The organism is Paenibacillus sp. FSL R7-0210, from assembly GCF_038009085.1.
In the GTDB taxonomy this organism is placed as follows: Bacteria; Bacillota; Bacilli; order Paenibacillales; family Paenibacillaceae; genus Paenibacillus_AQ; species Paenibacillus_AQ silagei.
Genome location: NZ_JBBPAR010000001.1, coordinates 6,683,622 through 6,700,271 on the forward strand (window position 1 = coordinate 6,683,622; position 16,650 = coordinate 6,700,271).

Genomic DNA, 16,650 nt, shown 5'->3' on the forward strand with positions numbered 1-16,650 from the left:
AACATACCCTCAAGAAAAACAAAAATACAAGGTGCGATAAGGTGCGGGACGAGCTATAAGTTAAAATTTCCCTCTGTCGTAATACTTCCGCCCTGTTGGCCTGCTGGACCGTGTGCGATGATGGATTCATCAAACGGCGGCAAGATCGCCGGGAGATCTTCAGGCTATTGCGGTCCTTCCTTCTACTCAATTGGATGAATTAGGGCCGCAGCTCTCCTGAAGGATGCTTACTCAGAGAGGAGGCGTCCAGGCTATTGTATTCCTTCCTTCTACCCATGGACTGAAACCAAGTAGGGATACGGCTCTCCTGGACACTTTTACTATGCAAATAAACCGAATCTACCTGCGTAGAGCAGGCAAAATGATGCTGAAACACACACCTGACGCTGCTGGCACGAAGAAGCTCCCGAAGGGGTACTTGGCCGCAGCTCTCCGCAATCTGCAGGGGCTTGGGTATACCCTGTCGCCTGCCTTGTTCCGGGCGGTCCAGAAGCTGTCCCGCGAAGCCTTTGAGCAACTGTACTATCCGCTGATTGCAGATGTAAGACGGATGGTTGGCGCGCATGTGCATTACGCACCGATGTATCCGGGGTTCCCGGAGCAGGTCATGCAGGAGGATGAAGCGGAGCTGTATTTCAATGCGATGTTCCATTATTACACCTGGGAGCTTCCATACGCTGATTCCGTGCAGCGAACACCCCTTGAGGATCATGTGAAGCTGAAGGTCATTGACCTGGGCAGCATCACGGAGTTCCGGACCCTAATCCGCCAGCTGATGGAGGCCAGAGGCTCGATCTCGGCAGAGGATCAGAAGGATATCGATACTGTGATTGCGAATACAGCCAACGAAGAGCTGGATGAACTCCTGCCGCAGGAGATCCCGTTCAAGGAGAATGCCGGATTCGTAGCAGCGTCGCTGCTTAAGCATGGTAAGGCGGATGCAGCCAGAATAAGTCCCTATTTCATGACAGCAACCGATGTGCTGCGGCTGGCGGTGGCCTGGTCGGAAGGCGATGTTAGTCTGGCCTTGCCCACCCGCTTCCGCAAGTTCAAGCGTAGTGAACGCCGGCTGTTGCTGGGGCTCTTGGAACGGTGTCAGACGATCACCGAGGATATGCTGCGATACAGGGAGCGCTGGATTCGTCTCGGCGAGATCCTGCATCCATCTGAATACAAGCAGCGGTATAAACGCTGTGAGGAAGCTTTTGATATCCTGCGCAACAACAAAGCCTTCACGACCTTTAACGGAAGTGTGGAGCTTGCCCTTCAGTATCACCAGATGTGGACGGCGCTGGATCTGCTGGCGCAGCGTCCGGGTGAATTCGCCCGAAGATTGGCGAAGTTGCTGCGGATGACCCGGGAGCCTGAGTATGTCGTGATGGCCTTCGGCGAAGTGGCCGATCAGGTATCGACCCCGGTGCTGCTACAGGTGAAGAACTACTTCGAACGCCAGCGGGAGCTGCCGGAGCTGAGGGTGTTTTTCCCTAAGGGAAATGTCGCCAAAGCCTGGGCCACCCCTAATACCCTGCCGGAGATCAGTGAAGAAGCCTGCCGGGATATTGTGGATCTCTGCGAGCAGACGCTGGTGGCACGGTTCGCTGTCCGGCCTTCCTTGGGAAAGGTATATGTGGATGAGCGTCTGAAGGACTATCTTGTGCCGTTCTCCCAGCGGTCGGCCAGCAAAGCGCTGCATACGCTGGTACGGGGAAGCCGGATTCCGATGGGCGAAGGGAACACGATCCGTTTCTTCTGCTGGTGGAAGGAAGGGAAGGTGGACGGTACACCTACAGGCCGCGTTGATATTGATCTGTCAGCAGTGATGTATGATAAGAATTGGAATTATGTGGAACATATCTCTTATACGAATCTGCGCTCGGCACAATATCATGCAGCCCATAGCGGGGATATTGTAACGGCGCCCTACGGGGCCAGTGAGTTCATTGATCTGCATATTCCTTCTATTGTTGAGTATGGCGGAAGGTATGTAGTGGCGACTCTCCATTCCTTCACAGGACAGCCGTACTGCAATCTGCCGGAGTGCTTTACGGGCTGGATGATGCGGAAGAAGCCAGGGTCCGGTGAAATCTATGAGCCAGCCACGGTGTCGAACAAGATTGATGTCACGGCGGATACCCAACTCGCCATTCCTGTGATACTCGATCTGGTGGAGCGGACCGTGATCTGGACAGACCTGTCCCTGACCAGAGATCCGTTCCATGTGAATAACGTGGAGGGGAACCAGAAGGGGATGGTGATCATCGGCAAGGCGATGACCTCCTTGAAGAAGCCCGATCTGTATGATCTGTTCACGCTGCACGCCAAGGCCCGCGGTCAGCTGGCCGTGTCACCACAGCAGGCGGATACCGTATTCTCGGTAGACCAGGGAGTGACTCCGTACCATATTGAGCAGATTATGGCCGAATATGTGGTGTGAGCAGAGCGGGTAACCGGTTTGTTCAAAAGAAAGGGTGTCTCAGCCATTACACATGGCGTGGGACACCCCTTCTTCTAAAAACTATTCTATCTCGATCCCGTACCAGCCGTCTGCAAGTGGAGTCAGCTTATACTTAACCGGCTCTGCTGCATAGGCCTGCTCCACCATGCTCTGACTTGCGCAATACACGATGTGATAGGTCGCGCCATGCTCCCTTTCCCAGTCGAATATGAACCTGAGGAGCGGCTTTCCGTCCTGCCTGCTGTAACGCACGAAGTCCAGGCTGTCCCCAGACCATGCAGCGATCTGCCGGATCTTGTCTTGCAATTCTGTATTCACACTGTCATGGAACGGAGAGGTGGTATTACGATTATTGGAATAGATGAAGGTATTCCCGATATCGCTCTGCTCATCCAGGCTGTCCATCAGCAGCAGGGTCTCCGACTTCACAGCATCAAACTGCGCGCGGTGCTCCCGGAAAATATTATATTTCGCCATGGAGGGGTCGTACATGATGATGAAGCCCGCCGCTGCAAGCAACAGTATAATGGTAATGCCAAGTAAGATTCGTGTCCTGCGACTCAATAGCTTCACCTGCCTGCTCCATTGAAATTAGTTAACGGAGCCGCTAAAAGGCAGCTCGTAGTCAATCGTTGTAATGAACGGTACATATTTGCCGTTGAACCGTTCGTAGTGCTGCAAAGTGAACCAGTCCACAAATCCCGGATTATTAATCTCATCATCAGCATCCAGGCCGAAATGATCGTAGAAATGGAACACCAGCTTGCCGCTGAATTGACCTCCGTTGCTGTTGAAGTCCTTAATGGTAATATTATGACCATGGAAGGCATGGATAGCCAGAGATAACGCCAGATTGGTCTTCTCCGTAAATACCGGATACGGGCTGGTCGAGAATTGATTCACGTAACTATACACCACATTCCGGTTGCTGTTCGGATCAAATTTTAGTCTGGACAGATCACCGTTATTACTGCGCAGCTCCTGCACAACAAAATTCTTGATTAATTGTACATAGTTCTGGGTACTGGCGTCCGTGATGACGGCATTATCCAGCTGGCTGTTATGATACTTGATATATTTGCTGGTATCGAAGGTGTCGCCAAGGGTTACCGAAGATCCCTCATTAATGGTTTTGCTGTATTTGAACGTTGAGATCAGATCGCCAAGAACGAATTTCATATCATCCGTTGCACCTATTGTGCCGACAACGAACAGGAGGGCCATCTCGCCCCAGATCATGGGCTCGGGCGTAATTCTGGCCACCGAGAATACCGGGTCCAGCTTGAGTAACTCAAAATAAGTGTAGTCATTGAACGTCAGGTCATCGGAGACTGGGGAAGTTCCCTGCGGTGCTTTCTTAAGAATTCCTTCTCTGTTATCAGATTGAAGGATCAGGGCCTCCCTTACATCTGGAATCAGTCTTCTGCTGTCCACCGCATCGTTCAAGCCGTCGCCGTCCGTATCGGCCAGGTTGGGATTGGAGTACAAATAGGCGTAGACCTTGTCGCCGGATTTAACAATACGGATCTCTTGCCCGTCCTTAAGCCCGTCGTTATCGCTGTCTGCATCCAGATAATTCAACCTTATTGCCGCACCGCCAGTACCAACACGCAGTCTTCCGGCCTGCATCTCCTTCTCATGATAATCGCTGATGCCATCCTGGTCTGTATCCTTGTACAGATCGGAAGTCTCGGCAATGGTATCGAAGATCCCATACAATTGGCTGGCATTACTTGCATGATAATAGCTGCCGCCGGTGCCCTGGGCCATGCTGGTCAGGACACTCGTCGAAATGCTGCTGCCCAGGCCTACCGTATAAATCACAATACCCTGATCGGCAGCCCGTTTGGTTAGTGCGGTATCATAAGAGCCTTCCCCGTCAGTAAGCATAATAATGTACTTCAGAACATCCGCTCTGCTGGTGGTGGCGAACAGATTAATTGCACTTGAAATCCCGCTGCTCAGAGTCGTTCCGCCGTTCGCATCAATCCGCCCCGCAGCCTGACTCAGCACGGTCTTGTCTGAAGTGAAGCCGGATAATACCGTAGCATAGTCGTCAAAATCAACCACCGCCCCGCGGTCACTGTCCGTCAGCAGATCAACAAACTGTCTGGTTACGCTGATTCTTACATTGCTCCGGTCATTATCTGACATACTGCCCGAGGAATCGATGACGAAGGCGACATCCATCCCCGCATAATGCTCCTGCCCCTCATCATACAGGAACTTATACTGCCAGACCTGGTCGTATACCGTCTTATTCAGCAGAATGTACCTGGAGAAATGAGCCGTCTCGGCCGAGACCACATTCCCGGCGACCCGCTGATCCGGCAGCTCTTCGAATAGCTGCGACTCCTCATTGTAATAGTAGATCCGCGGCACAAAGCCTGCCTGACTCAGTAAGCTTTTATCAAACTCAAAGGAGATTGTCGCCTTCTCAAAGCTTCCATCGATGGAGAAATTATAGCCCTGGTCAATATACCCGGGGATGGTTATATCATTAAGAATGCCATCTTGGACCGGCTGGACAGACAAGCTGTCTACCTGCTCCGCAGTGATCCCTTCCACGGCCACACTTGGCACAGCCTTGCCCCCGGCATCCGCCGCCTTCTCCGTTCTTGCGAACTTCGTCTCAGGCACAAGCGGGTCGCTTCCGATCTGGAGTTCCCACGCGTCAGAGAGTCCGTCTCCATCGGTGTCGGCCTTCAGGGAATCGGTCTTGTGCTTATGGATCTCTTCGCCGTCCGTCAGGCCATCGCCGTCACTGTCCTCACTGATGAGGCTGGTGCCCAGCATCAGCTCCTCCAGGTTGGTTAATCCGTCCTTGTCGTAGTCTTCATCACCGTCAGCAGTCCCGTTCTTATCACTGTCCGGTTCAAGCGGATTCAGCTTCAGCACGAGCAGCTCATCCCGGTCGCTTAACCCGTCGCCGTCGGTATCCTTGCTGGTAGCGGAGAGGCCATAATGCTCCTCATAGTAATCGCTAATTCCGTCATTATCGCTGTCCTTCTCCCGGTCAATCCCGAGGTTATCCAGATTGCTCTCGTCGAAGTTCACGATAATATACGTCTTGGAGACCTCTGAGCCATCGTTTAACTGCGCGCTTAACTTCAGCAGATTATATCCGATGCCAAGTCCGATTCCTTCCACAGACCATGCTGCACTTACAGGGATCGTCCCTTGCTGGAGGACTGCTTTGTTTTTGTCCGTAATCTCATAATTGAAGGCCTTGACCTGTGATACTCCTCCTAGCGTTCCCGTCAGCTTGTCCATCTTGGAGGTCAGGAAGTAATAGTCTCCGTCCGGACTGTTCTGAAGCTGGAGACTGTACGTTTCAAGCTGCACGGAGACCCTGCCCGGCTCAGGCTCCGGGGATTCTTCCCCGGTTGAGATCTGCGTTAGCTGATAGCCCGAAGGCGCACTTACAACATTTCCCGGGTTCCCGGAGAAGCCTAGGATCAGTATCTCGCCCGGCTGAATGTTGGCATTATAGCCCGCATTATGTATGACGTAATGATTGCCGGTATGCCCGGTAATTTCAGCCGTCCAGAACCGGTCCAGGTTCCCGTCATAATCGAACTCCAGCGTCCAATCCTCAATGGCTGACTGCGATGTATTCTTAATGGCAATTTCGCCGTTAAAAGCGCTTCCCCAATCACTTGTCACTGTGAAGCTTGTCTCGTATTGCGCGCCCGGTACGATCTGTTCCGCGCCCGGCATTTCAAATGCTACAGGCAGCTGAAGCTCTCCTTCAAATGAAGCCGTGAAGCCGAAATTCACACTGCCACCCACCGGAATGTCCTGATTGCTGCCTGCATTCTTGATGGTATAAACTCCGTTCTCGTAGGCCTGTACTTGTCCGTTCCAGATATTCGTAATTTCATAAGGGGATGTAAAATCAATACTCCAGTTCTCTAGCGTCTGTTTACCCGTATTCCTGATCGTAACATCTGCGTTAAAGGCGCCTTCCCACTTGGAGGAAATCGTGTAGGTTACCTCATAACCCTCTCCTGTGTAAGTTGTATCCTGCTTCCCGCCCGTGTATTCCTGAGCTAGAGCGGGCCTGAGCTGAAGAGAAGAGAATACCAATACCAGAATGGCAAATAAGATGAAGCTTCGTTTCATGATCCTTGTCTTGAACATTGCTGCCGTTCCTCCTTATATGATCGCTAATGGGGTGGATAATATGTAAGATCTTGGAGTATATGAATCTATCATATTTGCATAAAGAGGTTTAGGCAACAACAAATGGAAGAAAAGTAGAAGGGCGTCAAAAATAGCCAGCTTATAGGCTGACTTGTACGTGTGAAGGAGGTTTTAATAGCTTCCTAATACCGCCGTTATCTAATCCTCCAAATGATTGGTTCTCAACAGGCGGCCGAAGACCGCTAGCTCATAAGTTGTGGAAAATCGGGCTTGCATCCCGCCATAAATTCTGTTATTTTGATATTAACAAAATGTAATTATCAATTAGTTATTAAGTATTCAATTTCTCAGGATACAGAGGAAGCGGAGGGATGAGCATGAAGAAGGCACCCGGCAACTGGAGCGGGTTTGAACTCGCCTGGCTGGTGATATTTACGCTGATCGCGGTTGTTTTTACGGTGATCTCCAAGGATTCGCTCTTCGGGTTCACGGTCTTCATCACCGGGGTACTATGCGTGGTGCTGACGGCGAAGGGGAAGCTGGCGAGCTATGGATTCGGGATGTATAATACGTTCGGATATGCTTATTTGGCCTATATCAACGGATTATTCGGCGAGGTTATGCTGAATCTGCTATTCTTTGTGCCCATGAATATTGTTGGCTTTTATATGTGGAAAAGAAACATGCACGGCGGCAAGCTGTCCATGCGCCAAATGGAAACGAGGGGCATCCTGCTCACCGTTGCAGTCTGTGTGGCGGGAGCGCTGCTGCTGGGCTTCGGCTTATCGTTCATTCCCGCGCAGAACTCACCTTACATCGACGCCCTGACTACCGTGTTATCGGTAGTGGCAACGATTCTGATGGTGCGTCGTTTCAAGGAGCAGTGGCTGGTCTATATTGTGCTGAATATGTTCACCGTGCTGCTCTGGGTGATCCGGACGCTGGAAGGCAGCGGGGAGGGTCTGCTGATGATCGTGATGTGGAGCGCCTATCTGATCAACGCGGTCTACGGCTACTACAACTGGAACAAAGGGGCTAGGGAGGCACTGTCATGAAAACACTTGGATTAACCCTCGGGAAGTTCGCGCCGCTGCATAAAGGGCACCAGTTCATGATCGAGACGGCGCTGCGGGAGGTTGACGAGCTGATTGTGGTGATCTATGAGACCAAGGTCTCTCCGGTACCGCTGCAGATCCGGGCGAACTGGATTCGCAGGCTCTATCCTGCGGTCCGGGTAATCGAGGCCTGGGATGGCCCTGATGGATACTCGGATGACAGGGAGCATGAGATCCGGGAGGAGCAGTATATTCTCGGGCTGCTGAAGGGCGAGCAGGTGACCCATTTTTATTCGAGTGAATTCTATGGAGAGCATATGAGTCTGGCGCTGGGTGCTATTGACCGGCGGGTGGATGAGGCGAGGGTGCAGGTTCCGGTATCGGCCACGATGGTCCGCTCGGACCCTTACCAATACCGGGGTTATGTCAGTGGGCTAGTGTACCGCGATCTAATTACCAAGGTCGTATTTGTAGGGGCGATGTCTACCGGTAAGTCGACGATCACCGAAGCGCTTGCCCGGAAATACGGTACGGCCTTTGCCAGTGAATACGGGCGGGATTACTGGGCAGAGCATCAGGTGGACCGCCGGATTGGGTTGGAGGCTTTTGACGAGATCGGGGTGGGGCATCTGGAGCGGGAAGAGCAGGCATTGCTTGATGCCAACAGGTATTTATTCGTCGATACGAATGCGATTACCACTTATATGTATGCGCTGGATTACCATGGGAAGGCACCCGAGCTGCTAACCCGGCTGGCCTTGGAGAACGCGCAGCGCTACGACCTGTTCTTCCTGTGCGACGATGATATTCCCTATGACGATACGTGGGACCGCAGCGGGGATCAGAAGCGGCATGTGTTCCACCAGCAGATTATCGCAGATCTGAAGGAGAGGCGGATTCCCTATATAACCCTTAGGGGCACGCTTACGGAACGTATAAGCAAGGTGGACAGTGTACTGGCAAAATTCAAGCCGTACGGGAATTATTTCGGAGAGCTGGAGCATTGAACCAGAGACATAAGGAGGCGGAAAATGTGGAATTGAGAGATGGTAACGGACTTACAGAGCAAGAATTCCTGAAGCAGTACCGGCCTGGGGATTATGAGCGGCCCTCCGTGGCGGCGGATATGGTGATTTTCACCGTTGCGGATGCAGCGGCGGATCAGGAACCCGGGGCTGGAGCGAAGGGGCTGCGCCTTCTGCTGATCCGCAGAGGCGGGCATCCCTGCCTCGGGAAGTGGGCACTGCCGGGCGGCTTCGTCCAGCCGGACGAGACCACAGATCAGGCGGCCGCGCGAGAGCTGGAGGAGGAGACCGGCGTGGCCGGTGTCTATCTGGAGCAGCTGCGCACCTTCAGCGACCCCGGGCGCGATCCCCGCACCTGGGTGATCAGCAGCAGTTATATGGCGCTGGTCGACAGCCGCCGTAGCCAATTAGAGGCAGGGGATGATGCCGAGGCTGCGGCCTGGTTCAAGGTAAGCTACCAGCTCCGGCAGGAGCATAAAGAGCTGCTGGAGCAGGGCTGCATCCGCACCCGTACCTATGAGCTGCGGCTGGAAGCGGGCGGGCAGGAGCTGGCAGCAGTGATCGAACAGACGGTGACGGCGACACCGGCTGCAAGATCGGTGCAGTATGCCGTCTTGTCCAATGACGGACTTGCTTTTGATCACGCTAAGATCATTGCCTATGCTATTGAACGGCTGCGTCAGGAGACGGAGAGAACAGGAATCGCGCTGCTCTTAATGCCTGAGCAATTCACCCTGGCCGAGTTGCAGCAGGTCTACGAGGTGATTCTCGGCCAGGAGCTGCCGAAGGCGGTCTTCCTGGACAAGGTGGCTGCGCTTATAACCGCGACCAACCTGTACACAGAGCATACGGAACACACACCCTCCCGCCGCTTGTATCAGCGGAACTGGGGAGAAGCCTAAGTCCAATATTGGAGATAGAACTGTATATTGAATCTTGTGTTACCGAACATGAATAGAGAAGCATTTCTTCAACGTACTGAAGAGATGCTTCTCTATTTGTTGGGACTACATCTTTTTAAATATTACGGTTTGCCCGCATACTCATGCGCTGCGGAAGCTTCCTGAATGGCCTGGAAGGCCCAATGTGCAGCCGGCACATCACTCCAGGAAGACTTGCTCCAGCTCTCGCTGTTCCGCTGCAGAATAGTATTGATGATCGTAACGGCTTCCGCACGTGTCAGCGGCTGGTCTGGACGGAAGGTACCGTCAGGGTAACCGGTTATGAGCTTCTTCTGCAGAAGCGCTCCGATCTCCGTACCCGCCCAGTGAGTAGCCGTATCTGCGAAGGTTGAACCATCGCCGGCCGGCAGGTTCAGCCAGCGGCTGACCACAGCCGCGAGTTCGGCTCTGCTGACATTTGCCTCTGACTTGAAGGTACCGTCAGGGTAACCTTGTAACAGACCGCCTGCTGCGGCGTATTGTACTGCCGGATCGGACCAACGTTTACCCGTGATATCGGTCAGTGCCGCCGGTGCCGCCGCTGCCGGTGCGGTTCCTTGCACCTTCAAGCGGTACAGGATTGCGGCCAGTTCTCCGCGGGTAATTCCCCGTTCAGGCCGGAACGTCCCGTCCGGATAGCCCAGAATATAGGCATCATGCCGGGCAGCGCCCCCGAGGCCTTCCAGCTTGAGAATCGTGAACGTACTGAATTTGTTAATGCCGAAGGACAGGCCGGATAATCCCTGCTTGTACTGGACGAACTCAGGCCTGATCAGTTCGCGGTCGCCGTCGCTATGCTCGATGAAGACAGCAAGCTTCGCGAGGAAGGCCGTCCGCTCTTTGGCGTCTGCGGGCAGCTGAACCCCTTTAAGCGGCAGCGTGATTTCAACAGCCCGGCTGCTCAGATTGGTCTCAATGGTCATTGGGCGTGCGACAACCTGAACCTTCTCGCCGCTCACGGCTTCCCTGACAACACGTTCCACTCTGGCCCGCTCCTCAACTTCAGCGCGCTGTACCGCATCCTTGATCGGCACAAGCCGGAAGTACAGGTCCTCCGTGATTCCGGATAACGATGCGTTGGGAATCTTAATTGCCGCATTATCCGAGTAAATCTCCAGCTCCAGACCGCCCTTGAACAGTACATCCAGAGCCGCTGCCGGAATCTGCAGCTTCAGCTCGGACACCTTATCCTCGGGATCAGGGATGACGATTCTTGCCGCACTCCGTCCGGCTGCCTTGGCGCCCGCCACACTTGCGGCGGCCTGCTGCGCATCAAAGGTCACCTGGTCGGTAATGCGTCCGGCAGCATCTCTGGTCCGCCGCACCGCTGCGCCGGAGATCGTAGTGCCGTCTCCATTGTCGACGATAACCGCCAACAGCTCACTTCCGCCTGGGCTTACTGAACCTGCGTCCGGTGCGCTTGAAGGTTGAGTTGTAGCCGTAGGCACACTCGTAGGTTGAGGTGTAGCTGTAGGCGTACTGGCAGGTTCAGGTGAAGCAGTTGGCGTGGCAGTAGGTGCAGTTGTAGCTTCTGGTGCAGTTGTAGGTTTAACTTCTGGCTGCGTAACCGTGAATGCCATCTCCAGTTCATTAGAGACGACATTCGCCAGCCCGGATGGAGGGCGGTTGCCCTCAGACGCTAATACCGCAGTCGTGCAGGCAAGCAGGACGAGGAACAGGGAGACGGTATAGAGTACAATCCTTGCTTTTTTCATGATCACCATTCCAATCCTGTGTCATTCCATTCGTTAGGGAATCATGGTCGTGTTGTAGGTTACCTTCACTTCATCGCTGAACGTATAGACGGTTTCTTCGCCGTCCTGGTCGAACTTCGCTGTCATCTGTGAATTAGGTGTCAGAGAATACGTAGGGTAGTTCAGCCGGAATACCTCTAAGGAATCGCCTGCTGCCAATTCTACCGGAATCGTGAAGGTGTGGGCGGCTGCATCATAATATTCTGCCAGCAGCGGGATGCCTTTTTTATCGGTATACAGGAATCCATCATACTGGCCATCGCTGAAATTCGGAGTCATTTCACCGATATTAATAACGAACGTACCCGTTGAAGCGGCTGTTGCCGGCGCTGAACTCAGGTACATGATCATATCTCTATGCTGATAAGGATTCGGCTCTTGCAGATTTCCGCTAAAGGTTGTCTTCTGCGCCGGCTTCACCTCTTTAACAGCGAGCAGCTTGGCTGTAAACGGAGCGTTCTGCGGGGATACAGCCTTGAAGGTAATATCGAATTCATTGGAATCCGCAGCATCGCCGACATTGACTTCGAGGCCTTTATCAATGTAGTAATAGGTATAGTTGCCTTCCACAAAAGATTCTGGGCGGTTGTCCAGCTCTACGGCACCCGCAGCGGCGGTTGGAATCTCCAGCAGTACGCTGACCTTCAGATTGTCGTCATTCTCCGCGCCAGGACTGATGAAGTATTCAATCTCCTTGGAAGTATCCTTGGTCAGATCATAGGCCTTCTTGTCCAGCTTCAGAGCTGAAGAATCCCAGGATAGAACAACGGTATCCTCGGCATTTACTGCCGTTACGTTGAATTCTGCCTCAAGCTCATTACCGATCCTGTTGTCCAGCAGACTGCCGGGTCCGGCATAAGCGGATGGAACTGCGCCAAGCACCAGACAAGCGGATACAGCCGCGCTGATGTACAGCTTCTTGCGTGTTTTCTTCAGTTCTTGCATTTTCGCAACTCCCCTTTTTGTACATGAATAGAATGAACCGGGTTCGCAGTGAAATGACATCATTCGACGCGATTCCCTATATTTCGATATAATTCATTGTATCATTGGGCAAAAAAAGCCCGTAACGCCTATCTTTTATAGGACCTACGGGCAGGGGAATTCGTTATATGGAGGAGCGCTTTATTTTTCGGAGATACAGGTAAAAGCAGGTGCCCTGCCCCGGTTCACTCTCTACACGGATGGAGCCATCAAGCTTCATCATCACATTCTTGCAGTAATACAGGCCCAGACCATAATGAGCGGTCATCTTCTTGGTGGAGTAGAAGGGATCGAAGATATACGGGAGTGCCGTCTGCGGAATCCCTTTGCCGCTATCCTGAATGGAGATGACCGCTTCCCGGGAGGTCTCCGACAACCGGACGGTAATCGCTCCTTGATGCTCTATGGCCTCGGCCGCATTGTTCAGCAGATTGGTCAGCATCTCCTTCAGATGAAGGGGATCGAAGTATACGTCCTGGACGGGATGCAGGGAATGATGGAGGTGAATCTCCGGCGGAGCTACCCTTGCAAAGGCTGCAAGACAAGCTTCTAATACAGGCGCAGGATTCATTGTCTGAGCCTGAATGTCAATGGCTTGTACGGACTCGTTGATCTTGCCCATCATATTTTGCACATGGCCGATGGATTCGGCAGCCGAAGCGACCATTCCGAGAGTTTCCCGGTGGCCGCCGCCAGTCTGCTCACCGCTCTGAAGCTCCCGCCGGATCTGATGGAGCAGGATGTCTATTTTGCCGATCTCATTCTTAATGGTATGGTTCAGCAGATGGGAGCCTCCCTTCAAGGTGTGCAGGGACGCGTCTATCTTCAGCATCTCCACCTTGAACCGGACTCCAAGGATGCCCCTTGTCAGACCGATCAGCAGGAACACGGACAGGAAGCCTATGCTAACGAGGTGGTTGAATTGAAACAGGTCAATCCCCCGCATATAAAAGGCATAGCTCACTATAATATACACCATCACCGGCAGCGCCAGCATGTTCGTCAGCATCCGCTCGCGGCGCTTGAACGGGTGCTTCTCACGGAGATTCGCCAGAATAAGCAGCACGGCGCTGATTCCTAACGCACAGCCGATGAACAGCAGCATAGGCAATTCATTTCTGCCGCTGTAATTGATGAGCCGGCCGGGCGTGAGCGGGGTAGCAGCAAGTCCCGCTAACGCCGCAATGATAAGAATAAAGCCGTACATCCGCCGCTGCCGCCTGTGCAGCAAATCCGAATATACAGCACCAAACATGCCGAACGTATAGGCAATTGTAGCATCGGAAACGGCATATAGTGTATTAATCCATACATCGTACTTGGTCTGCGGATAGGCTGCGCTAAGCAGATAGGTGATAATGCTGCTGCTGGACGCAAACAGAGCAATACTGAACCAGCGGAACGAGGCGTTGCCCGAATTGAGCCAGAGAACCACCGAAGCTACTAACAGAGTTATGAACAAGGCGGGGATCATAGCTCAAGTTCTCTGTCGGTTAATCCTCTGCTCTTGATAGCCCGGACGACCTCCTTCAGGGATTTGGAGTTGAATTTGCGGAGTATACTGGTAATTTGATTCTTCAGCGTCCCTTCCGATTTGCGGAGCGAGCGCATCATGGCCTGTCTGCCGTTGCCTGCTTCGCTAAGCGAGATAATTTCCTTCTCGGCTAACGTCAGGCGGTTATATTGTTCGGCTTCTTTGAGCCGCAGGAATTCCCTGACCAGAACAGACTGGGGAGAACGGGAGCGCATCGCTTCCCGGATCGTGCCCGGGATGAGGCGGAAATCCGATTTACTTACATATTGAATGGCACCGGCCGTAAAAGCATCCAGAATCGTACGCTCATCCGTAAGGGAGGTGAGTACAATCACCCGGGCCTCGTTGCCCGTCAGGCTCAGCTCCAGCGTAGCCTGGAGGCCGTCCAGATGATGCTCCGTCAGGTTGAGATCCATCAGCACCACATCTACTGTATGGCTTGTACAAAAGGCGAGCGCCTCTTCTTTGGTAGCTGTAGTGTGAATAACCTGCAGACCGGGTTCGCTATTCAGGAACCGGGCGAGCATGCTTCTCCATACCGCATCATCTTCGACAATCAGAATTTGGATCTCCATAGACTTCTCCTTTGAGCAGAAGATTAGCGGTACCTCTTCATTCTACTACGGATAGAGAAGGAACGTAACAGTGAATTGAGTGGATTTGTCTATTAAAATAATCACAAAAACCGCTTGAGATGAAGATTTCTATGAAGTCGCAGACGGGGTAATCAGACGCTCCGGATTGGCAATGCGCATCGTCACCTTCCCGCCCCCGGAAGGGGAGACATTGCTTAGGCTTAGGCTGCCTCCGTGCTGCTCGGCCACAGAGCGTGCAATATAGAGCCCCATTCCATGATGATTCCCGGAGCTGCGGCTCGGGTCGCCCCGGTAGAACTGGCTGGTGGCCTCCCGGAGGTCGGCCGCCGAGAAGCCGCTGCCGGTGTCGGTAACCGTGAACTGAACCGCATCCGGCCCGCTCTGGACAAGCAGGGCAATGCTGCCCCCGGGCGGGGTATGCTCGGCGGCATTGGTAATCACGTTCATCATGCCCCGCAGCAGCAGCTCCTTGTGAATGAACAGGTATTCCGGCAGCTTCTCCTGCCGGATAGAGGTCTTTAGGTTCCTGCCTGCCTTGAGGGCATTCATCTGCAGCTCCAGCTCAGCTATGATCTCTGCTGCCGGGACCAGCACCTTCTGGCGGGAGGAGCCGGCCTGCTGGCTGGACAGATCAATGACTTCCTGCACGAAGGCTTCAATGTCTTCAGCGCTGCGGCGGATATAGCCGCTGTATTCACGCTGCGGCTCTGTCTCTACAATCTCCTGCAGCAGCTCGGCGTTGCCCCGGATAATGGTCAGCGGCGTCTTGATGTCGTGGGCCAGCGCGGAGATCTGCTCTCTGCGGGAGCGCTCCAGCTCCCACTGCTTCTCCAGTGAAGTCTGCAGGGCATCCTTCATCCGGTCCAGCGAGCCCAGTACCTCATCAATCTCCACAATGCCGCTGGGATGGACGGCGAACTCCAGATTCTCGCGCCGGATGTTCTCGGTCGCTTCCTGCAGTCCGGCCATCCGCTCCGAGAGCTTCCGGCCGAACCGGGCCGCGAGCAGGGCGGCCATCACCAGGAACCCGAGCACGAAGAGCAAGGGGCCCAGGAGCTGGGGATTCGGCAGCGCGCTGCGCAGCACTGGAGAAGCATACTGCGGTGTCAGGACATAGCGGAAGATCCATAGCTCCTGCCCATGCTCGGCGGTGGTATAGTAGTAGGCGCTTCTGTTGTTCCCCTCCCGGATTATTCTCCAGGCTTGCTCCGCCTCCTTAGCCGTCAGGTTGCCGGCCAGCGGCTTCCCGTCCAAGGTGAATACGGTGTAATTCAGCCGGTCCGGGACCCGGGGAACCGTATCTGTTACATCAGCAGCTAACTGCTGCTTGAACTGGGCAATTGCCTTCTCCTCATAGTTGGCAGGCAGCAGCGCCCCCCGGGCGAACGCCAGCGCGAATACACCGAGCAGTCCTCCCAGCAGCAGAATGGTGCCCAGACTAAGCAGCAGCAGGTATTTTAGGAAAAAAGTGCGCAGACGCACGGCTTTACGTTGTTTCACAGCTTCCACTTGTATCCGATCCCCCAGATGGTTTCTATGGCCTCCAGCCCGTGCCGGGCCAGCTTAGCGCGGATATTCTTGATATGCTCGGTAATCGCACTGCTGTCACTGTCCCCGTCCATCCCGAAGACCCCTTCATAGATATGGTCCTTGGAGAAGACCTGTCCGCGGTGGCGGGCCAGGAATTCGCAGATTTCATATTCGCTTTTGGTCAGCGGGACCTTATTCTCGCGTACATACAGCTCTTTACCGGAGAGGTTCAGGCGTACGGGGTCCAGGTACAGCATATTGCGCCGCTCCCGGCCTTCCCGCCGGAGATGGGCCTGAATCCGCGCGCGGAGCGCGCCGATGCCGAAGGGCTTCGTAATATAGTCATCCGCCCCCAGTCCGAGTCCGTACATCAGGTCCGTCTCCTGTGTTTTGGCCGTCAGGAAAAGGATCGGGCAATCTACTGCGCTGCGGATCTCCCGGCAGAGTGTGAAGCCATCCACTCCCGGCATCATCACATCCAGCAGAATCAAATCATATGCCCCCAGATCGGTGCTGTGCACCTCCGCCGGATTGGAAATGGTGGTCACCAGATGCTGGTCTGTGCTCAGCGCGTTATGAATCAGGGAGAGGATAGCGGGTTCGTCGTCTACCACAAGTATTTTGGCCATA

The 16,650-nt window shown here is 53.8% G+C and carries 12 protein-coding genes; 4 read left to right on the forward strand and 8 right to left on the reverse strand.

Annotation, left to right across the window (positions count from 1 at the left end; genetic code table 11):
* The first annotated feature begins 322 nt into the window (after positions 1-322).
* Positions 323-2,434, forward strand: a complete 2,112-nt coding sequence (locus tag MKY64_RS28425) for a TerD family protein (RefSeq protein ID WP_445671710.1) — start codon at positions 323-325, stop codon at positions 2,432-2,434.
* Positions 2,435-2,515: 81 nt separating this feature from the next.
* Here MKY64_RS28425 and MKY64_RS28430 read toward each other — a convergent pair whose 3' ends face one another.
* Both MKY64_RS28430 and MKY64_RS28435 read right to left on the reverse strand, forming a co-directional pair.
* On the reverse strand, positions 2,516-3,028 hold the full coding sequence (locus tag MKY64_RS28430; RefSeq protein ID WP_340957160.1) for a hypothetical protein: 513 nt from the start codon (positions 3,026-3,028) through the stop codon (positions 2,516-2,518).
* Between the two features lie 18 nt (positions 3,029-3,046).
* Complete coding sequence (locus tag MKY64_RS28435) at positions 3,047-6,598, reverse strand: DUF3289 family protein (protein WP_340957162.1); 3,552 nt, start codon at positions 6,596-6,598, stop codon at positions 3,047-3,049.
* 374 nt (positions 6,599-6,972) lie between these two features.
* Between MKY64_RS28435 and pnuC the strand changes: the two genes are divergently transcribed.
* Genes pnuC through MKY64_RS28450 form a run of 3 tightly spaced genes read left to right on the forward strand, consistent with a single transcriptional unit; the run spans position 6,973 to position 9,583 of the window.
* Positions 6,973-7,656, forward strand: a complete 684-nt coding sequence (gene pnuC / locus MKY64_RS28440) for a nicotinamide riboside transporter PnuC (protein ID WP_340957165.1) — start codon at positions 6,973-6,975, stop codon at positions 7,654-7,656.
* Complete coding sequence (locus MKY64_RS28445) at positions 7,653-8,663, forward strand: AAA family ATPase (protein WP_340957167.1); 1,011 nt, start codon at positions 7,653-7,655, stop codon at positions 8,661-8,663. Before pnuC ends, MKY64_RS28445 begins: the two co-directional genes overlap by 4 nt.
* A gap of 26 nt (positions 8,664-8,689) precedes the next feature.
* On the forward strand, positions 8,690-9,583 hold the full coding sequence (locus tag MKY64_RS28450) for an NUDIX domain-containing protein (RefSeq protein ID WP_340957169.1): 894 nt from the start codon (positions 8,690-8,692) through the stop codon (positions 9,581-9,583).
* 122 nt (positions 9,584-9,705) lie between these two features.
* Here the strand turns inward: MKY64_RS28450 and MKY64_RS28455 are convergent, their stop codons facing one another.
* The 6 genes from MKY64_RS28455 to MKY64_RS28480 all read right to left on the reverse strand — a co-directional run bounded on the left by MKY64_RS28455 (position 9,706) and on the right by MKY64_RS28480 (position 16,649).
* The gene (locus MKY64_RS28455; RefSeq protein ID WP_340957170.1) at positions 9,706-11,337 is read right to left on the reverse strand and encodes an S-layer homology domain-containing protein; all 1,632 of its coding nucleotides are present in this window, start codon (positions 11,335-11,337) and stop codon (positions 9,706-9,708) included.
* Positions 11,338-11,370: 33 nt separating this feature from the next.
* On the reverse strand, positions 11,371-12,321 hold the full coding sequence (locus MKY64_RS28460; protein WP_209868865.1) for a hypothetical protein: 951 nt from the start codon (positions 12,319-12,321) through the stop codon (positions 11,371-11,373).
* 163 nt (positions 12,322-12,484) lie between these two features.
* Positions 12,485-13,834, reverse strand: coding sequence for a sensor histidine kinase (locus MKY64_RS28465; RefSeq protein WP_339312123.1), 1,350 nt, complete (start codon positions 13,832-13,834; stop codon positions 12,485-12,487).
* Positions 13,831-14,469, reverse strand: a complete 639-nt coding sequence (locus MKY64_RS28470; protein WP_340957174.1) for a response regulator transcription factor — start codon at positions 14,467-14,469, stop codon at positions 13,831-13,833. Before MKY64_RS28470 ends, MKY64_RS28465 begins: the two co-directional genes overlap by 4 nt.
* Before the next feature lie 129 nt (positions 14,470-14,598).
* Positions 14,599-15,990, reverse strand: coding sequence for a sensor histidine kinase (locus MKY64_RS28475; protein ID WP_340957176.1), 1,392 nt, complete (start codon positions 15,988-15,990; stop codon positions 14,599-14,601).
* On the reverse strand, positions 15,987-16,649 hold the full coding sequence (locus tag MKY64_RS28480; RefSeq protein WP_340957178.1) for a response regulator transcription factor: 663 nt from the start codon (positions 16,647-16,649) through the stop codon (positions 15,987-15,989). Before MKY64_RS28480 ends, MKY64_RS28475 begins: the two co-directional genes overlap by 4 nt.
* Position 16,650 lies beyond the last annotated feature (1 nt).